At 51.1% G+C, this 19,233-nt stretch carries 14 protein-coding genes; 9 read left to right on the forward strand and 5 right to left on the reverse strand.

Annotation, left to right across the window (positions count from 1 at the left end; translation table 11 throughout):
- The first annotated feature begins 14 nt into the window (after positions 1-14).
- On the forward strand, positions 15-2,819 hold the full coding sequence (gene glnE, locus CWE21_RS04695; RefSeq protein ID WP_126833310.1) for a bifunctional [glutamate--ammonia ligase]-adenylyl-L-tyrosine phosphorylase/[glutamate--ammonia-ligase] adenylyltransferase: 2,805 nt from the start codon (positions 15-17) through the stop codon (positions 2,817-2,819).
- Here the strand turns inward: glnE and lpxL are convergent.
- Together lpxL and tolC are read right to left on the reverse strand one after the other, a co-directional pair.
- Positions 2,782-3,714 (reverse strand): LpxL/LpxP family Kdo(2)-lipid IV(A) lauroyl/palmitoleoyl acyltransferase, encoded by a 933-nt coding sequence (gene lpxL / locus CWE21_RS04700; RefSeq protein WP_126833511.1) that lies wholly within the window; start codon positions 3,712-3,714, stop codon positions 2,782-2,784. The genes glnE and lpxL overlap by 38 nt on opposite strands.
- Positions 3,707-5,065 carry an outer membrane channel protein TolC gene (gene tolC, locus CWE21_RS04705; protein ID WP_126833311.1) on the reverse strand — a complete coding sequence of 453 codons (1,359 nt, stop codon included), beginning with the start codon at positions 5,063-5,065 and terminating at the stop codon, positions 3,707-3,709. The genes lpxL and tolC overlap by 8 nt, the downstream gene beginning before the upstream one ends.
- A gap of 222 nt (positions 5,066-5,287) precedes the next feature.
- Between tolC and CWE21_RS04710 the strand changes: the two genes are divergently transcribed.
- The 7 genes from CWE21_RS04710 (at position 5,288) to CWE21_RS04740 (ending at position 13,137) form a co-directional block, all read left to right on the forward strand.
- Positions 5,288-5,893 carry an NUDIX domain-containing protein gene (locus tag CWE21_RS04710; protein ID WP_126833312.1) on the forward strand — a complete coding sequence of 202 codons (606 nt, stop codon included), beginning with the start codon at positions 5,288-5,290 and terminating at the stop codon, positions 5,891-5,893.
- A complete protein-coding gene (locus tag CWE21_RS04715) occupies positions 5,890-6,330 on the forward strand; it encodes a DUF1249 domain-containing protein (protein ID WP_157982729.1) in 441 nt (146 codons plus the stop codon). Before CWE21_RS04710 ends, CWE21_RS04715 begins: the two co-directional genes overlap by 4 nt.
- A gap of 76 nt (positions 6,331-6,406) precedes the next feature.
- Positions 6,407-8,299 (forward strand): DNA topoisomerase IV subunit B, encoded by a 1,893-nt coding sequence (parE, locus tag CWE21_RS04720; protein ID WP_126833314.1) that lies wholly within the window; start codon positions 6,407-6,409, stop codon positions 8,297-8,299.
- Positions 8,300-8,313: 14 nt separating this feature from the next.
- Positions 8,314-10,554, forward strand: a complete 2,241-nt coding sequence (gene parC / locus CWE21_RS04725; protein WP_126833315.1) for a DNA topoisomerase IV subunit A — start codon at positions 8,314-8,316, stop codon at positions 10,552-10,554.
- A 61-nt stretch (positions 10,555-10,615) separates the two neighbouring features.
- Positions 10,616-11,365, forward strand: a complete 750-nt coding sequence (locus CWE21_RS04730) for a 1-acylglycerol-3-phosphate O-acyltransferase (protein WP_126833316.1) — start codon at positions 10,616-10,618, stop codon at positions 11,363-11,365.
- Positions 11,355-11,717 carry a ribonuclease E inhibitor RraB gene (gene rraB, locus CWE21_RS04735; protein WP_126833317.1) on the forward strand — a complete coding sequence of 121 codons (363 nt, stop codon included), beginning with the start codon at positions 11,355-11,357 and terminating at the stop codon, positions 11,715-11,717. The genes CWE21_RS04730 and rraB overlap by 11 nt, the downstream gene beginning before the upstream one ends.
- A gap of 43 nt (positions 11,718-11,760) precedes the next feature.
- Positions 11,761-13,137: a GntP family permease gene (locus CWE21_RS04740; protein ID WP_126833318.1), complete on the forward strand. Its 1,377-nt coding sequence runs from the start codon at positions 11,761-11,763 to the stop codon at positions 13,135-13,137.
- Positions 13,138-13,173: 36 nt separating this feature from the next.
- Here the strand turns inward: CWE21_RS04740 and CWE21_RS04745 are convergent, their stop codons facing one another.
- From CWE21_RS04745 to pepA, 3 genes are read right to left on the reverse strand one after another with little or no spacing between them, the layout of a single operon-like run.
- Positions 13,174-16,026 carry a valine--tRNA ligase gene (locus tag CWE21_RS04745; protein WP_126833319.1) on the reverse strand — a complete coding sequence of 951 codons (2,853 nt, stop codon included), beginning with the start codon at positions 16,024-16,026 and terminating at the stop codon, positions 13,174-13,176.
- A 17-nt stretch (positions 16,027-16,043) separates the two neighbouring features.
- On the reverse strand, positions 16,044-16,499 hold the full coding sequence (locus CWE21_RS04750) for a DNA polymerase III subunit chi (protein ID WP_126833320.1): 456 nt from the start codon (positions 16,497-16,499) through the stop codon (positions 16,044-16,046).
- A gap of 1 nt (position 16,500) precedes the next feature.
- Positions 16,501-18,006 (reverse strand): leucyl aminopeptidase, encoded by a 1,506-nt coding sequence (gene pepA, locus CWE21_RS04755; protein WP_126833321.1) that lies wholly within the window; start codon positions 18,004-18,006, stop codon positions 16,501-16,503.
- 122 nt (positions 18,007-18,128) lie between these two features.
- On the opposite strand from pepA, the gene lptF reads away from it, so the two are divergent.
- On the forward strand, positions 18,129-19,232 hold the full coding sequence (gene lptF / locus CWE21_RS04760) for an LPS export ABC transporter permease LptF (protein WP_206750249.1): 1,104 nt from the start codon (positions 18,129-18,131) through the stop codon (positions 19,230-19,232).
- Position 19,233: the final 1 nt, after the last annotated feature.

Below are 19,233 nucleotides of genomic sequence, written 5' to 3' on the forward strand. Positions count from 1 at the left end.
CGGATAAATCGCCCATGACCACGAGCACGTCTGAGATAATTACCAAGATATGCCAATTAAGCCCTTTTGTGGCGGACGTTATAGCGCAAGATGAGACAGCGCTCGTGGTCGATGCTGAAACGCATAAAATCCAGCTACTGCCACCACAGAACTATCTACCACAGTTACAGAGCGCACTCGCACAAGTCAGCGAAGAGAAAGCTGCACAGCAGGTCTTACGTCGCTATCGCAAGCAGTGGTTTGCGGCCTTAGCTGCGGCGGATTTAACGGGGCAATTGTCTCTACCTGTGATGTTAGAACACCTGAGTGCGGCGGCGGATGCATTTATTATTGCCGCCCGCGACTGGCTCTATCCGCGCTTTACCGCGCGTTACGGCACCCCCCGCGACAGCGATGGCAATGCGCAACCCTTATGGGTGCTCGGTATGGGTAAGCTTGGTGGGCGCGAACTTAACTTCTCCTCTGATATCGATCTTATTTTTTGCTATCCGGAACGTGGCGAGACCGATCATCAGCGCAAGCCTATTGAAACTGATGTCTTTTTCACCAAACTCGTACAGGGGATGATGAGTTTACTTGATGCCTTAACGGTGGAGGGCCGCGTGTTTCGAGTCGACTTGCGACTGCGGCCTTTTGGCCAATCAGGTCCCGTGGTGACCAGCCTCGCGGCGCTGGAGAATTATTACCAAGAGCAGGGTCGCGACTGGGAACGCTACGCCATGGTAAAAGCGCGTCTCATCGGTGCCGAACCGGCGAGTGAACAGGCCTTTAAAGACCTACTACGGCCATTTGTTTATCGTCGCTACATCGATTTTTCAGCGATTGATGCACTGCGCAAAATGAAAGCGTTGATCAGTCAAGAAACCAAACGTCAGGGCGTGCAGAACAACATAAAACTGGGCCCTGGTGGCATCCGTGAAGTGGAGTTTATTGCGCAAACGTTTCAACTCATTCGCGGCGGACAGCAACGGCAATTACAAACTCAATCGTTGTACCAAGCATATCAGGTTATTGCAGAACAAGAGCTATTGCCGCAGCAGACGGTACAAGAGCTGCTCGAAAGTTATGAGCTGCTGCGTCGTGTTGAGCACGTTCTGCAGGAGTATAACGACGAACAGACACAAACGTTGCCAGTGGATGAGGAACGCCAACAAGCAATGGCAGCGGCGTTTGGCCATGACTGGGAGAGCTTGGTTGCAAAGATCCACCAAGCGATGGCTATTGTGCATGAGCATTTTCAGAATGTGATTGGCGACAATGACAGTGATGACGAGGATGCTGGGCCCTTACAACTGCTTTGGCAGGACATGGTGGAAGACAGCACAGCACTTGACGTCCTGCATGAATACGGACTGGACAAACAGCGCGCGCAGTTGATTTGGCAGCAAGTGAACGAGTTACGTATGGATGTGCGTAAACGCGGCAGTGGACCACGCGGACGCAAGGCGATGGCAAAACTCGTACCGGTGCTCCTGCAGCGGTGTATTCAGTTGGCCGATGCCGAAGTGGTGTTGGAACGCGTATTTACCTTATTGCGGCGGATCATGAGTCGCACCGCTTACGTCGAGTTACTGGTAGAAAATGTCGGCGCACGGGAGCAACTAGTGAAGCTCTGTCGGGCGAGCTCATGGATCGCGCAACATCTTGCCAATTTCCCAATCTTGCTCGATGAACTTATTGATCCTCAGCATCTGTATCAACTGCCACAGCTCGAAGACTATCGTGCGATTGTCGATGAGTATTTATTGCGGATCCCCGAGCAGGAGGATGATCTTGAGGCACAAATGAATGCGCTACGCCAAGCGCGGCAGTCGTGCCAATTGAAGATCGCCGCCGCTGATATCAGTGGCGCCTTGCCGTTAATGAAGGTGAGTGATCATTTGAGCTATTTGGCTGAAGCCATCATCGCTGCGGTGGTGCACTTAGCCTGGCATCAACTCAGTGCGCGCCACGGTACGCCACCAGGGCGCTCACAGGAAGATATGGGCTTTGCAGTGATCGCCTATGGTAAGCTCGGTGGCCTTGAGTTGAGCTACAGTTCCGACCTTGATTTGGTCTTTGTGACCGATAGCGACTACCAGGGTGAAACGGATGGTGCGAAACCTCTTGAGGTACAGCAATTTTACTTGCGCTTGGCACAGCGGGTGCTGCACCTTTTCACCACACGTACGGTGATTGGGACGCTTTATGAAGTTGATATGCGTTTACGCCCCTCCGGTAAGTCTGGACTATTAGTGACGCGGCTTTCGACCTATGCAAGTTATTTGCAGGAAGATGCGTGGACTTGGGAATTGCAAGCGCTCGTGCGAGCGCGCCCAGTATTCGGCGATCAGCGACTGTGCGAAGCATTTAAAACACTGCGGCGCGAGCAGTTGCAGGAGCGTCGGGCGGGGGAGAGTCTAGCGCAACAGGTGGTTGAGATGCGCGAGAAAATGCGTAGCCATAAAGAGTTACGCAGAGAGCAACACAGCTTCGACCTCAAGCAAGGTGTCGGCGGTATTACTGATATTGAATTCCTCGTGCAATACCTGGTGCTACGTTATAGCTGTGACTATCCGGCGCTGACAGATTTCACGGATAACGTCAGGATTTTGGAGCAGGCCGGTCAACTGCAAGTGATGAGTACCGAGCAAGCCCAGCAACTCACCGAGGTATATATTCGTGAGCGTGAGTGGCTACATCAATTGGCACTGGACGACCGCGATTCACTCACCCATCAAGCATTTACAGATGAGCGCACGGTCGTTGAAAAAGCTTGGCAGCAGTGGTTCGCTGAGGTGCTCAAGAGCGCTGATACAGACTCGGATCGGTCTCGTTAGGCCGCGTCTTGAAGCGACGATGTACCCACAAATACTGTTCGGGACGTTGCATGATTGCGTATTCGACCATTTTATTAACGCGGGTTACATCCGCCAAGTCATCACCGGTGGGGAAGTGCTCGAACGCCGGATAAAAGGTCATATCGTAGCCAGTGCCGTCGTCGCGGCGAAAACACGTCGTGGGTAATACTGCGCATTTCTTACTATTAGCGAACAGCAGGGTACCTGTTGTTGTGCTGGTTTCGGGAACCGCAAAAAACGGCGCGAAAATGGTGCGACGTCGACCGTAATCTTGGTCGGGAAGGTAGCCGGCAATCTCGCCACTCTCAATAGCTTGTTTCATGCTCCGCACGTCGTTGCGTGGGATCATATACTTGTTCGATCGGCCACGGCCTCGGGTTTGCAGAAACTCCATGACGGCGTTGTTATGAGGTCGATAGAGCCCAACGGCAGGTTTCACGAAACCATGCAAGCGAGCGTGGACTTCGAGACTTAAAAAGTGAAAGAGCAGAAGTAAAACGCCCTTACCTTCTTTTTGTGGTGCTTCTAAGTGTTCGACACCATGCACATGCAGCTTACGACGGATGCGCCAGTCGGGCCACCACCATGCCATCCCCGTTTCAAAAAAGGCGATGCCAGTATTGGCCATATTCTTTTGCACCAGCGCTTCGATTTCAGTGGCCGACTTATCGGGAAAACATAACTCTAAGTTACGACGGGCCACTTCGGCACGCTTGGGTACGAATTTATAGAAAAGCTTCCCCAAGCCACGACCCATGGCAAGCTGCCATTTGTAAGGTAACCAGGAGATAATATAAAGAAGGCTGACCCCGAACCAGGTCAGCCAATACTTAGGAAGTAAAAACCGTGCTTCAAATTTTGGTTTTTCAATTATTTTCATTAATGAGACTTGCGTTAATGGCCATCAGATCTTGTTCACTGATCTTACCTGAAGCTTGCTGCAGTGTCAGTGATTGTCGGATGTAATTATAACGCGCGGTCGAAAGATTACGACGGGCATTGAACAGGTTACGGGTACTATCAAGTACATCAACGATGGTACGGGTACCTACTTCAAAGCCAGTTTGCGTCGCATTCAATGCACTTTCTGCAGACACAACAGCTTGCTCGAGCGCCTTGATGGTTGCGACTGCAGCGACCACATCGTAGTACGCATTGCGCACTTCACGCTCGACACCACGACGGGTGAACTCGAGCTGTTGGCTGCTTGCGACATAGTTGGCACGTGCTTGATCAGCTTGTGCGGAAGTACGGAAGCCACTGAAAATAGGTACGTTTAAATTAACGCCAATCGAAGAGCTATCCATGCGTGGACTGTCGTTGGTACGTCCTTGGATTTCTTGTTCAGAGTCCGAGGTACCGAAGCTTGCCTCAAGACCCACACGAGGGTAATGACCCGCTTGCGCTAATTCGATCTGTTGCTCTGAAATCTCTACGGCTACACGTTGTACCAGTAATTGCAGATTTTTATCTTCGGCAGTGGTTACCCAAGTTTCAGCTTTTTCTGGGTTAGGCGTTGACGGTGAAAAGTTTTCGGTATCGAGTTCCGCCAACTCTTCGTGATAGCGACCGGTGATTTCGCGCAGGCTTTCTTGGGCGATTTCAACGGCGTTTTTGGCTTGGATTTCACGCGCGACCGCATTATCAAATTGCGCTTGCGCTTCATGCACGTCAGTAATTGCGGTAAGTCCTACGGAGAAACGCTGCTTGGTTTGCTCAAGTTGACGTTCAATTGCGCGCTTCTCGGCCTCAGCAAACTCGAGGTCATCCATGCGTTCAAGTACGCTGAAGTAAGCGTTTACCACACGAATCATCAATTGTTGACGCTCACTCAAGTAGTTGACTTCGGCTTGGTAAGCTTGCTTTTCAGCGATTTGGGTTTGTTCCCAAACGGCTTTGCTGAACAATGTTTGAGTCAGATTAACGCCAGCATCCCAGCCAGTGGTGGTAATATCGTACATGAAAGTATTACCGGCGTTATCGAAGTAGAGCGTTTCACGCTGACTGCGTGAGTAGCCAGCTTGGAAACCCAGCTGTGGCCACCAGTCTGCTTGGGCAATATCGACGCCTTTTTGTGCCGCATCACGTTGCGCTTGTGCTTGCTTCAGCGTAGGGTCGTTTTGTAACGCGAGTTGGAAAATTTCTGCAAGGTCGTCAGCGAATGCTGCCGAGCTGCTTGCTGCGAAAGTAAGTCCGATAACTGCTGAAATAATCGTTTTTTTCATGAGTTCCGTAATCCTGGAGGTTCGTCTGGCTCAGATGACCGTTGCTAAACTTGTTCGGTATTTTACATACACATTTGAATGATTACTAGCATACTCCGATAGCCAGCGCGATTCATGTGTTGAGTTGCAACAACTTAGGTCTAAATGTAACCAAGTATGAGCGTGTTGCACATGTTATTTAGTAAAATCTAATAGACGCGATGAAAAGAGAAAAGGTTTACAGTGCAAAAATTTAATCATGAAGATTATCAAATCATTGAGAAGACAACAGTTCGCAAGGGCTTTTTAAGTATTTTTAAGTATCGCCTTAAGCACCGTTTGTTTGCCGGCGGTTGGTCGCAGGAGTTTGAACGTGAAGTCATGGATCGTGGGCATGCAGTGATGGTGATTCCTTATGATATCGCCCGTGATCGGTTGGTGGTGTTGGAACAATTCCGGATTGGCGCACTCCAACAAGAAGAATCCCCATGGCTGCTTGAGTTTGTTGCTGGCATGATCGATAAACCAGAAGAGAGCGCCGCCAGTGTAGCGCAGCGTGAATTAGATGAAGAGGCGGGGTTAACTGTAGAGAAAATGCACTACGCTCTGACCTATTTATCGACGCCCGGCGGCTGCACTGAGAAGATCTCGATCTATATTGGCGAGGTCGACAGTAGCCAAGCCGCGAGTCACGGTGGGCTGGCGACGGAAAACGAAGACATCAAAGTCCACGTATTGCCGCGTAGCGAGGTTATGGAGCTGCTTGAGCAAGGAAAAATTAACAACGCCGCAAGCGTCATTGGACTACAATGGTTGCAATTACATTTGGAGCAAATTCGTCAATCATGACTAAAGACGTAAAACGCCAACGCTATCAATTTGATCTCGCTGCCCTGCAACGACTGGCGGCGGTCAACTATGCGGCGCTGACAAAATTGGTCGCTCAGCTGAAGCAAGGCGGAGAGAAGCTCATTAAAGTCGGCAGTCATTTACACTTTCGGGTGAAAGTTCTGCAGCGGGCCCCTTACACCACGGATATTCGTATTCAACAGCATGCATTGCAAACGCAATTGCCGGGGCTGGTCGAGACGGAGCTTGAAGTGCGACTGTATCACGATGCGCAACTGGCAGAAGTGTTGCGTAGCCAGAACATTGCGCGTTTGAAACCTATCTATGAACAGCCTAATCCTGCTATGCACCAGAGCAACGAAAAGTTTCAAGTGAATCGCTTTTTGCAAGAGTGGCTTGAACTTATCCGCGAACAGGGCCTTGCGACTGAATACTAGCTTGAGTTTCCGCTCATCCTGTAACAGTATATGAGCATTCTATAACTACAATTCTTGTCACCGAAAAGAAGAGCGCATGTCAGACTACAAAGCAGATGCGATAGAAGTCCTCAACGGACTCGAACCGGTGCGTCGCCGCCCGGGAATGTATACCGACACCACACGCCCGAACCACCTAGGCCAAGAAGTCATTGATAACAGTGTCGATGAGGCGTTGGCGGGGCACGCCCGTGAGTTGATTGTCATTCTTCACCCCGATCAATCCCTTGAAGTGCAAGATGACGGTCGCGGAATGCCGGTAGATGTGCACCCAGAAGAAGGGTTGCCAGGCGTTGAACTGATCATGACCAAGCTGCACGCCGGCGGTAAGTTCTCCAATAAAAACTACAACTTTTCAGGTGGTTTGCATGGAGTGGGTATCTCGGTGGTGAATGCGCTATCGACACGCGTTGATGTGTTAGTGAAGCGTGACGGGCAAGTTTATGAAATGGCCTTTGAAAACGGCGATAAGGTTTCAGAGTTAACCATTACCGGCACCGTAGGCAAACGCAATACAGGTACCGTGTTACGTTTCTGGCCGGACGCAAAGTATTTTGACTCGCCAAAGTTTTCGGTATTGAAGCTGACACACTTGCTGCGCGCAAAAGCCGTCCTCTGTCCGGGGCTGAAAATCACCTTCAAAAATCTGGTCGACAATGACGAGCAAACCTGGCAATACGAAGATGGCTTGCGCGATTACTTAGTTGAAGCAGTGCAAGAACTGCCGACACTTCCTGAAGAACCTTTTATTGGCAGCTTTAGCGGTAACGAAGAAGCTGTCGATTGGGCTGTGACTTGGTTGCCTGAGGGTGGCGAAGGTGTCTCGGAAAGCTATGTGAACTTAATCCCAACGACTCAGGGTGGTACGCACGTCAATGGTTTACGCCAAGGCTTGCTTGAGGCCATGCGCGAGTTTTGCGAATTCCGTAACCTATTGCCACGCGGCGTGCGCTTGACCCCAGAGGATATTTGGGAGCGCTGTACCTATATTCTCTCGGTTAAGATGCAAGACCCACAATTCGCGGGGCAGACCAAAGAGCGTTTGTCTTCACGACAATGTGCCGCTTTTGTTTCAGGTGTGGTTAAAGACGCGTTTAGTTTGTGGTTGAACGAACATACCGAACAGGCCGAACAACTGGCGGAGCTGTGTATCAATAACGCACAGCGGCGTATGCGGGCAAGTAAAAAAGTGGTCCGTAAAAAAGTAACTCAAGGTCCGCCGCTGCCAGGAAAGTTAACGGACTGTGCGACGCAAGACCCCGCCCGCGGTGAGTTGTTCTTAGTCGAGGGTGACTCGGCCGGCGGTTCGGCAAAACAAGCTCGCGATCGTGACTTCCAAGCGGTGATGCCGCTCCGCGGAAAGATTTTGAATACGTGGGAAGTAGAGTCGGACCAAATCCTTGGCTCACAAGAAATTCATGATATTTCAGTTGCGCTCGGTGTTGATCCCGATTCTGATGACCTCGAGAAGCTGCGTTACGGCAAAATTTGTATCCTCGCCGACGCTGACTCTGATGGCTTGCACATCGCGACCCTGCTTTGTGCGTTATTCGTGCGGCATTTCCGCGCCTTGGTAGACCATGGGCACGTATACGTCGCGATGCCACCGCTTTACCGTGTCGATGTGGGGAAAGAAGTGTTTTATGCCCTCGACGAAGATGAGAAGCAAGGCATCCTCGATCGTATTGATGCGGAAAAACGCAAAGGCAAAGTCAATGTGCAGCGTTTTAAAGGTCTAGGTGAGATGAATCCCCTGCAACTGCGTGAAACCACCATGGACCCGAATACCCGCCGGCTTGTTCAGTTGACTGTGGATGAGCCGACTGCGACGGAAGAATTAATGGACATGCTATTAGCTAAGAAACGTGCGGGCGACCGACGCGAATGGCTAGAGAGTAAAGGCAACCTGGTCGACTTGGCTGAGCTGTAAGGAGTAAAACAAGAATGTCATTGGATACTGTTGAACAAATTCCGCTGCGCCGCTTTACCGAGGATGCCTACCTCAATTATTCCATGTATGTGATCATGGACCGTGCTTTACCGCATATCGGTGATGGCCTGAAACCGGTCCAGCGTCGCATCATCTATGCAATGTCTGAATTGGGCTTATCGGCGTTAGCAAAATATAAAAAATCGGCACGTACCGTCGGTGATGTGCTCGGTAAGTTCCATCCTCACGGGGATAGCGCCTGTTATGAAGCCATGGTACTCATGGCGCAACCCTTTTCTTATCGTTATCCGCTGGTGGATGGGCAAGGAAACTGGGGCTCGCAAGATGATCCTAAGTCGTTTGCGGCCATGCGTTATACCGAAGCGAAGCTTTCACGTTTTAGTGAGTTGCTACTGAGCGAGTTGGGTCAGGGCACGGTCGATTGGGTACCGAACTTTGATGGCACCATGAAAGAGCCGCGCATGTTGCCAGCACGCTTACCGCATATTTTATTGAATGGCGTGACCGGTATTGCGGTAGGTATGGCGACGGACATTCCGCCACACAATGCGCGTGAAGTTGCACACGCCTGTGCACTGTTGCTAGAAAAACCAAGCGCCGACTTAGCCGAAGTCATGGAACACCTGCGTGGTCCAGATTATCCCACCGATGCTGAAATCATCACCCCGCAAGATGAAATCGTAAGACTCTACGAAACCGGGCGTGGCAGTATTCGGATGCGCGCTAAGTATCACATGGAGGACGGTGAAGTCGTCGTCTATGCGCTACCGCATCAAGCCTCAGGCGCAAAAGTATTGGAACAAATCGCCGGGCAAATGCAGGCCAAGAAACTGCCGATGGTTTCCGACCTTCGGGACGAGTCAGATCACGAAAACCCCACGCGTCTGGTGATCGTGCCGCGCTCTAACCGCATCGACGTTGAACAAATGATGCAGCACTTGTTTGCAACGACCGACCTAGAGAAGCAGTACCGCGTCAACCTCAATATGCTGGGACTTGATGGGCGTCCGCAGGTGAAGCCGATCCTCAATGTGTTGAAGGAATGGCTGCAGTACCGTCAACAAACGGTTACGCGACGTTTACAGCATCGTTTGGATAAAGTGCTGGCGCGCTTGCACATCCTCGAAGGTTTGTTGATTGCTTATCTGAATATCGACGAAGTAATTGCCATTATTCGCTACGAAGATGAGCCCAAAGCTGAGTTGATGAAGCGCTTTTCGCTGACCGAAACGCAAGCCGAAGCGATTCTTGAACTGAAGTTACGCCATTTAGCCAAACTCGAAGAAATGAAGCTAAAAGGCGAGCAAGACGAATTAGAAAAAGAACGCGAACAGCTTGAGTTGTTGCTTAGTTCCGATCGTCGTTTGAAGACATTGATTCGTAAAGAAATTCTTGCTGACGCCGAAAAATATGGCGATGACCGTCGTTCGCCTCTTGTCGAACGCGAAGAAGCCAAAGCCCTGAGTGAACGTGATTTAACACCAGCGGAAGCAGTCACTGTTGTGTTATCGCAGAAAGGTTGGGTACGTGCGGCGAAAGGTCATGATGTGGATGGTTCAAGCTTAGCCTACAAGTCAGGTGATAGTTATCTCGCCAGTGCACAAGGTAAGAGTAACCAGCAAGTCGTTTTCCTCGATAGCTCGGGGCGTAGTTTCGCCTGTGAAGCACACTTGTTGCCGTCGGCTCGCACCCAAGGGGAACCGCTTACTGGGCGCTTCAGCATGGTTGCCGGTGAAACCGTGCAACAAGTGATGATGGCGCAAGACGAGCAACGCTATCTCTTGGCTTCGGATGCCGGCTATGGTTTTGTCTGTAAGTTCAGTGACTTGGTCAGCCGCAATAAGAATGGTAAAGCGATCTTGAACTTACCGACTGGCGCTAAAATTTTGCCGCCGAATCGCGTCACTGATCGCGACAAAGATTTGCTCGTGGTGGTTTCAAACGAGGGACGCATGCTGATTTTCCCTGTTGCCGATTTGCCTGAATTGGCCAAAGGTAAGGGCAATAAGATGATTAGTATTCCAGCGTTACGTGCGCAATCACGTGAAGAGTATGTGGTTGCGACTTCGGTGGTGCCGCACGATGCTGCCATTACCTTACTCGCCGGTAAGCGCAAGCTCACTCTCAAACCTGATGATCTCGAGCATTACCGCGGTGAACGTGGGCGTCGTGGTAACAAGCTGCCACGCGGCTTGCAACGCGTTGACGCAATTACTGTCGAGAGCCAAGACTGATCGGACGTATTTTGCTGCTGAAACAGGTATACTAACGCGCAGCAAAATACGAGGAGATTGCATGCTCGCAGTAGTACGATTGATTTTATTGGGTTGTTTTGTCGTTATATGTGGTGTCTTAGGCCTACTCTTTTGTTTAGTTCGGCCTTTTCACCCAAACAATACGCCGATCTTTGCGCATTGGTACGGACGAATGCACAAGTTGCTTGGTGTCGAGCTCGAAATTCGCGTGCCTGAGGGGCTTTTTGCGGGTGGTCCCTATGTATATATCGCCAATCATCAAAACACCTATGACATCTTTACGCTAAGCCGAGCAATGCCGCCGAGTACCGTCAGTATTGGTAAAAAGAGCTTAAAGTGGATCCCGTTTTTTGGTCAACTTTATTGGCTGGCGGGTAATATTCTAATCGACCGTAAGAACAGCGGTCGGGCACGCGGCACTATTGAGCAAGCTGCTGCTGCGATAAAAGAACGCAAAATTTCCGTGCTGTTGTTTCCGGAAGGTACACGTAGCTATGGGCGCGGACTGTTACCGTTCAAGACGGGAGCGTTTCGCACTGCAGTGCAAGCACAAGCCAACGTGGTGCCGATTTGTGTCTCAAACTTACACGGCCGTATTAAGCTCAATCGTTGGAACAACGGCAAAATTATTATAGAGATGCTCCCGCCGGTAGACGTAGGTGCGTTTGGCGCAAACTCAGTGCGCGCGCTCAGTGCGCATTGCCACCAATTAATGCAAACTAAAATAAGCGAACTCGACCACGAGCTCGCTACACTTTCTGCCAAAGGAGCTACGGACCATGGCAAATGATATGCAAGCTTTAGTAGCGCAGAGTGATGATACCGTTGCCGCACTGCTGGACGATGGCGCTAGCCCTGATGACCGCTTCACAATAGAGCATCACTTGGTCAGTGCTGATTTTACCAAGCTCGAGAAGGCTGCCGTTGAACTCGTTAAAGTCGGTTATCACGTTGATGATGCTGATGAGTTTGAGCTCGATGATGGTAGTCGTTTGTTTGCTTTTGCTGCGGTTTCTGAGGTAAAACTAGATGCAGAAGTGCTACGCCAGCAAACGCAAGAAGTTGCAAAAATCGCAGATGTTGCCGGCGTCGATTATGATGGCTGGGGCACGTTTTTTGGTGACGCGGACGAAGAAGAATAAATGACGCATCAAGCCCCCATAGATAACTAGTTTAGGGGGCTTTATGTTGGCAAACTCATGGGTCGCAGACCTAGGGCTTATTGCTGGACTCGTATTACTCATTTTTTTGGCGCTACGCGGCGTCAATATCCTGCTCGCAGTATTATTTTCGATTCTTATCATTGGCTTAACGAACAGCATTCCGCTGGCTGATGTCTTTCTGAAACACTTTCCTTTCGGCGCCTCTGGCGCATTTAGTTTTGCCGGTAACTTCTTATTGCTGTTCTTATGTGGTGGTCTGTTTGGTCGTATTATGGCTGCAAGCCATGCTGCCCAAGGTGTTGCTATGGGGGTTACCGCACGGTTAGGCCAACAACGCGCCTTGTGGATTGCGATGTTGGTTTGTGCGGTACTCACCTACGGCGGCGTGATTGTGTTTGTGGTGATGTTTACCATGTATCCCATTGGGGTGAGCCTAATGCGCAGCGCCAATATTCCTCGCCGGCTCTATGCGGCAGCTATCGCCCTTGGCGCTGGCACTTTTACTATGACCGCGCTGCCGGGTACACCATCGATTCATAACGTTATTGCCGCACGAGGCTTAGGCACCGACCTGTTCGCTGGCGGCTGGTATGGGTTACTCGCTGGACTCATTATGGCCGGGATAGGGATGCTCTATTTGCAGTGGCAATGGCGGCGGGCGCTTGCGCAAGGAGAACAGTATGTTGCCAATGAAAAAGACCAACAGATGGCGGCGCTAGCGCCAAAAGAAGATGCTGACTTGCCTGGGCTTACGCGTTCACTGCTACCGATTGTATTGGTGTTAGGTACCATTCTAGTGCCACGTTTGTTGGCAATGAGCGGGGCTGACTGGCAGTGGGTGGGCTTTGCCAATAGTCAGCCCGTGTTGTGGGCTAGTTTTGCCCTGATCCTCGGTAGTCTATTTTGCTTCGTGTTGTTTGCCGCGGTGCGTCAGCAATTTATTCAGGCTGCTGGAAGGGGTGTCGATGACGCGATGTTACCGTTGATAAACACCGCTGCTGTTATTGGTTTTGGTGGTGTGGTGATTCAAACACAAGGCTTCCATGCTTTCGCGCAATGGCTATTGGGGTTGGACATCCCAGCTCTACTTTCGGTTTTCGTTTCAGCCAACTTGATTTCTGGTGTAACAGCGTCGGCGTCGGGCGGTTTGCAGATTTTTATGTCGAGTTTGGCGCCGGCTTATCTTGAGGCTGGGGTCAGTGCCGAAGTATTGCACCGTATTGCTAATCTGGCAGCGGGAGGTCTGGATTCCTTGCCGCATTCGGGCGCAGTGATTGCGTTGTTTACCTTGATGGGTTTGAGTCACAAAGAAGCCTACAAGGACATCTTTGTGGTGACCGTACTGATCCCGATGTTGGCAGCTTTAGTTGCGGTAGTTGCAGCATTACTCTTCGCCTAGCACGAAAAGTAATGCTGCTTTGCAGTTGGCTAGCAACTACAGCGCGGCGATTTTCGCGCGCTGTTGTTGCAACTGTTGCAAGGTCTCTTCGGCGTCAGCAAGTTTCTCGCGTTCCTTGGCGATAACCTCAGCTGGCGCTTTGCTGACAAAGTTTTCATTGCCAAGTTTGCGGGCAAACATCGCCACTTCTTTCTCAGCTTTTTCGATGGCTTTGTCGAGTCGCGCTAATTCCGCAGCCGTATCAATAAGGCCTGCCATTGGAATATGGATTTCCATGCGGCCTACCAACGCGGTGGCACTCGCCGGAGCTTCATCAGCGGTCGTCAAAAACGTCACCGATTCGAGCTTAGCCAATGCTGCCAAGAAACTCTCGTTTTCTTGCAAGCGTTGTTGCGCGGTGGCGTCAGCGTTGGCAATGAGAATCGGCAGTGGCTTATTCGGTGAAAGGTTCATCTCTCCACGAATGTTACGCACAGCGACAATCACTTGCTTTAACCATTCCATGTCGTCACGGGCCGTGGCGAAACGTTCTGGCTGTACCTGTGGGTAGGCCTGTAACATGATGGTATCGCCGTGGACGTTCGCCAGAGGTGCCACGCGTTGCCAAATTTCTTCGGTAATGAACGGCAACAATGGGTGTAATAAGCGTAAGAGCTGCTCAAGCACAGTTACCAAGGTATGGCGGGTGCCGCGCAATTGCGCGTCGTTGCCATTAAACAGAATTGGCTTGGTCAGTTCGAGGTACCAGTCACAGAATTGGTTCCAGGTGAATTCGTAAGCAATTGCAGCGGCTTGGTCAAAACGGTAATTGTCCAAAGCATGACGGAATTGTTTGACGGTATCGTTGAAGCACTCGATGATCCATTGATCCGCGAGCGATAATTGCAGCTCGCCGCCATTAACGCCGCAGTCGTGCTCTTCGGTATTCATCAATACATAACGGCTGGCGTTCCAGAGCTTGTTACAGAAATTACGGTAGCCCTCGAGACGCTTCATGTCCCAATTGATATCACGCCCAGTAGAGGCCAGCGCAGCTAGGGTAAAGCGTAAGGCATCGGTACCATGAGCGGTGATCCCCTCAGGGAATTGTTTCTCAGTACGCTTCTTGATCTTCGCTTCAAGCTGCGGCTGCATCATATTGGCAGTGCGCTTTTGCACTAAAGTATCGAGGTCAATGCCATCAATCATGTCGAGCGGGTCAAGTACGTTACCTTTCGACTTCGACATTTTTTGGCCTTCTTCGTCACGAATGAGACCGGTTACATAGACCGTCTTAAACGGTACTTGCGGTTTGCCGTTTTCGTCTTTCAAGAAATGCATGGTCATCATGATCATGCGCGCTACCCAGAAGAAAATAATGTCAAAACCGGTCACCAACACATCGGTTGGATGGAAGGTCTTGAGGTCATCAGTATTCTCTGGCCAGCCTAAGGTAGAGAAGGTCCACAAGGCCGACGAGAACCAGGTATCCAGCACGTCTTCATCTTGTTGCAAGGCGACATCATCGCTTAAGTTGTTGTCGCGACGCACTTCGGCTTCATCACGACCCACGTAAACATTACCGTCGTTGTCGTACCATGCTGGAATGCGGTGGCCCCACCAAAGCTGGCGTGAGATACACCAATCCTGGATATCGCGCATCCAAGCGAAATACATGTTCTCGTATTGCTTCGGTACGAATTCAATTTCGCCATCTTCTACTGCTTTCGTTGCAACTTCAGCGAGCGGCGCAACACGCACGTACCATTGGTCAGTGAGGTGCGGTTCAATTGGTACACCGCCGCGATCGCCATAAGGTACTTTGTTGGTGTGCTTTTCAACTTTATCGAGCAAACCTAAAGCCTCAAAGTCGTCGACGACGCGTTTACGAGCTTCGAAGCGCTCAAGCCCGCGATAGGCCTCAGGCAACATGCCGTCGAAATCATCGATACTGTCGATGGCTTCACCGGTCGCGGTGTAAAGGCCCGCCCGCTCGCGTACGTTTGCGTGGTCGTCGAGCACGGCGATCATCGCCATTTGATTGCGTTTACCAATCTCGTAATCGTTAAAGTCATGGGCAGGGGTGATTTTCACACAGCCAGTACCGAAGTCTTGGTCAACGTAACTGTCGGCAATAATTGGAATGCGACGGTTCACTAAAGGCAAGTCGATAAACTTACCGACCAGCGCTTGATAACGCTCGTCGTCGGGGTGAACTGCAACGCAGACGTCACCTAACATGGTTTCCGGACGGGTGGTAGCGACTACTAAATAATCTTTGCCATCAGCGGTGGTGGCGCCATCAGCTAATGGGTAACGTAAGTGCCAAATGTGGCCTTGCTGCTCTTTGTTTTCGACTTCAAGGTCAGAAATTGCAGTCTGCAGCTTAGGGTCCCAATTCACCAAGCGTTTACCGCGGTAAATCAAGTTTTCCTTGTGCAGGCGGACAAAAACCTCTTTGACCGCATTCGAGAGCCCTTCGTCCATGGTAAAACGTTCGCGATCCCAGTCGACTGAGTCGCCAAGCCGGCGCATCTGTTGGGTAATAGTGCCACCTGACTGTGCTTTCCAATCCCAAATTTTCTCAATGAACCTTTCGCGGCCGAGCTCGGTGCGACTTTGGCCTTGTGCGGCGAGTTGACGCTCAACGACCATTTGTGTGGCGATACCGGCATGATCGGAACCGACTTGCCACAAGGCATTAAAGCCGTCCATACGCTTGTAGCGGGTGAGCGTGTCCATAATTGTATGTTGGAATGCGTGGCCCATGTGCAGGCTGCCCGTCACATTCGGAGGCGGGATCATAATACAGTAACTACTGCCTTGGCCGGAGGGCTTGAAATAACCTGCCTGCTCCCATTTTTGGTAGAGCGCTTGCTCGATAGCATTGGGCGAATACGTTTTATCCATGCGAAACCTTCACGACTTTAATTTGCTGTAATTTGAGTAAGCTCAGTAGCGTTGACGGTACTGAGTTCAACCCCCTGTTGGCGATACCATTTGAAGCGCTCGCGCGCGAGCTGGCGTGCCTCGGGGTCACTAGGAACTTGGTCGAGCACCAATTGGGCGCCGGCAAATTGCGGTGCAGTGGGCATAAAGTTGACCACTACTTTGCAACGCCGAGGACCCACTGGTGCATCGGGCCAGCAGAGTTCAACAGGCGCGCCCTGACTTGGACCTTCACCGACCAAGTTATGAGGTACAAATGCGTCTGCTGGTTGCTGCCAAAGCGCTTCATCAAGTGCTTCAGCATGTTGTTGGTCACGGCACCAGACGCGCACGCTGCCGAGCTCGCGCCAACGCTCTGCAATGATTTTACAGAACAGCGAGAGCTGCTGCGCTTCGTCGAGTCCATCGAGGACATAAAAGATACCGTGCACCATGTTAGTCGTGCTGCCCTTGACCCGCGCGGTTTAAGAGAAACTGCGTGAGCATCGGCACCGGACGACCGGTCGCACCTTTCTTGGCACCGCTACGCCAAGCGGTACCGGCGATATCTAAGTGCGCCCAATGATATTTCTTAGTAAAACGCGACAAGAAACAAGCTGCGGTAATGGTACCTGCATCGCGTCCGCCTAAATTTTGCATATCGGCAAACGGGCTGTCGAGCGCTTCTTGATATTCATCCCACAACGGCAGACGCCAAGCGCGATCACCACTTTGCTCGGAGGCATTGAGGAGTTCGTGCGCTAGTGGGTTATGTGGACTCATTAAGCCGCTGGCATGATGGCCGAGTGCAACAATACAAGCACCCGTCAACGTAGCCACATCAACCACGGTGTCCGGGGAGAAGCGCTCAATGTAGGTGAGCGTGTCGCATAACACTAAACGGCCCTCGGCGTCGGTATTCAATACTTCGACGGTCTGGCCGCTCATGGTGGTGAGAACGTCGCCGGGACGATAGGCTTTACCGTCAGGCATATTTTCACAGCCCGCAATGGCACCAATGACATTCACCGGTATTTGTAGCTCAGCTAGGGCCTGCATGGCACCGAGGACCGAAGCCGCTCCGCCCATGTCATATTTCATTTCATCCATATTAGCTGAAGGTTTGATCGAAATACCGCCGGCGTCGAAGGTAAGGCCTTTACCTACCAGTACGATCGGGGGAGTATCGGCATCAGCGCCTTGATAGTGAATCAGTGACAGTACGGACTCATGCTCTGAGCCGCGGCCTACTGCGAGATAGGCATTCATGCCGAGTTCCGCCATTTGAGCTTCATCGACAGCGCTGAAGCTGACGTTGTCATACTTGTCGGCGAGCGCTTGCGACTGCTCAGCTAAATAGCGTGGGGTACAGATATTCGGCGGCATATTAGCGACGTCGCGACAAATGGTCACCCCTTTACTGATCGCCAGGCCATGTTGGATGGCACGCTCACCAATCGGTAACTCGCGGCGCGTTGGTACGTTGAAGACTAACTTCCGTAGCGGTCGGCGAGGCTCTTCTTTACGCGTCTTCAATTGGTTAAAGGTATATAAACCTGCTTGCGCCGCCTCGACGGCTTGGCGTACTTTCCAATAGGTGTCGCGGCCTTTAACGTGCAGCTCGCTCAAGAAACAAACCGCTTCCATTGAACCTGTTTCGTTCAATGTGTGGATCGTTTTCTCAATAATTTGTTTATACTGACGTTCATCAAGCTCACGTTCTTTACCGCAACCAACGAGGAGTACGCGTTCACTGAGAATGTTTGGCACATGATGTAGTAACAACATTTGCCCAGCTTTGCCCTCGAGGTCACCGCGGCGCAATAGGCCGCTCAGGTAACCATCGCTGACTTGGTCAAGCTGCTCGGCAACACCTGATAGGCGGCGTGGTTCGAAGACGCCAACGACGATACAGGCGGACCGTTGTTTTTCTGGACTGCCACTTTTAACGCTAAACTCCATAATGACTCCGTTTTCGGCGGTTGACAGGGTAGGGCTGCCGTAGAATAATTCTTGTCAAAACGACAAGTTTACTGAAAAATTGCGTTTTTTCCAGCAAAAAGCAACGTTAAGAGTGGTCACTAGTGCGTATATTCCGCTATTTAATGCGAGAAACATTTAAATCTCAGATCGCCGTTTTAGTGGTGCTGATGACCATTTTTGTCAGCCAAAAATTCGTTCGCGTGCTGGCAGACGCCTCTGCTGGCGAAATTCCTGGCGATTTGGTGATTAAGCTACTCGGACTTAATTTGCCTGCTCTCGCTGCGTTAATCCTGCCACTGAGTTTGTTCCTTGGGATTTTGCTCGCCCATGGACGCATCTACGCCGACAATGAAATGACCGTTTTGCATGCTTGTGGTGTGAGTGAGTGGTATGTAACGCGGGTCACTCTGGTGCTGGCGACCATTTTAGCTTTAGTTACCGCCACTTTGACCCTATGGTTGGTGCCCTGGTCTTTGGAGCAAGAACGTCAAGTGGAGGAGCGCGCGCGAAGCGATACCGGGCTTTCGGTCATTATGCCGGGGCGCTTCCAGCAAGCGAGTAACCAAAAAGCCGTGATTTTTGTGCAAGGACTCACTGAAACCGGTGATCTGGATGAGGTCTTTGTGGCGCAGTCGCTGCGTGACGAGAATGAGCGCATCATCGGCGGCAGTGTGGTGATGGCCGACACCGGCACCGTTATTGCCAACGATAGTGGCTCGCAGCAGCTAGTGCTGAATGATGGGACCCGTTATGCCCGCAATTCAGGCGAAGGCGATTACCAAGTCATGGAGTTTAATAGCTACCAGTTACAAATCAAAGAACAAGAAGCAAGTGAATACAGTCGTAAGCTAGAAGCCTATGGCACCACCGAATTGTGGGGCGAGGAAAATCCAGAAGCCGCGGCAGAATGGCAATGGCGGGTGGCGATTCCGTTGGCCATGCCATTATTAACTTTAATTGCTGTACCGTTAAGTCGGGTCAACCCGCGCCAGGGTAAATTCGCCCGCATGGCGCCTGCTTTATTAATTTATCTCGGCTATTTCTTGTTGCTGATGGCGGCCCGCTCAGCTGTCGCTGACGGCGTGATCCCAGCCAGCATTGGCCTATGGTGGATTCATGTGTTGTTGCTGATTTTTGGTGTTATTTTGGTCGGCAAAGGCCGTCCGTTAGGACTGCGTGTACTTGCGCAGTTGCGGAGGTCTTAAG

This window comes from Pseudidiomarina aquimaris, from assembly GCF_003987395.1.
GTDB lineage: Bacteria > Pseudomonadota > Gammaproteobacteria > Enterobacterales > Alteromonadaceae > Pseudidiomarina > Pseudidiomarina aquimaris.

Bases quoted from the DNA above. Each gene is read 5' to 3' on its own strand.
- CWE21_RS04730 (WP_126833316.1), top strand. From the start codon at position 10,616: ATGCTCGCAGTAGTACGATTGATTTTATTGGGTTGTTTTGTCGTTATA.
- tolC (WP_126833311.1), bottom strand. From the start codon at position 5,065: ATGAAAAAAACGATTATTTCAGCAGTTATCGGACTTACTTTCGCAGCA.
- parE (WP_126833314.1), top strand. From the start codon at position 6,407: ATGTCAGACTACAAAGCAGATGCGATAGAAGTCCTCAACGGACTCGAA.
- CWE21_RS04750 (WP_126833320.1), bottom strand. From the start codon at position 16,499: ATGGTGCACGGTATCTTTTATGTCCTCGATGGACTCGACGAAGCGCAG.
- rraB (WP_126833317.1), top strand. From the start codon at position 11,355: ATGGCAAATGATATGCAAGCTTTAGTAGCGCAGAGTGATGATACCGTT.
- CWE21_RS04715 (WP_157982729.1), top strand. From the start codon at position 5,890: ATGACTAAAGACGTAAAACGCCAACGCTATCAATTTGATCTCGCTGCC.
- CWE21_RS04740 (WP_126833318.1), top strand. From the start codon at position 11,761: ATGTTGGCAAACTCATGGGTCGCAGACCTAGGGCTTATTGCTGGACTC.
- CWE21_RS04745 (WP_126833319.1), bottom strand. From the start codon at position 16,026: ATGGATAAAACGTATTCGCCCAATGCTATCGAGCAAGCGCTCTACCAA.
- pepA (WP_126833321.1), bottom strand. From the start codon at position 18,006: ATGGAGTTTAGCGTTAAAAGTGGCAGTCCAGAAAAACAACGGTCCGCC.
- parC (WP_126833315.1), top strand. From the start codon at position 8,314: ATGTCATTGGATACTGTTGAACAAATTCCGCTGCGCCGCTTTACCGAG.
- glnE (WP_126833310.1), top strand. From the start codon at position 15: ATGACCACGAGCACGTCTGAGATAATTACCAAGATATGCCAATTAAGC.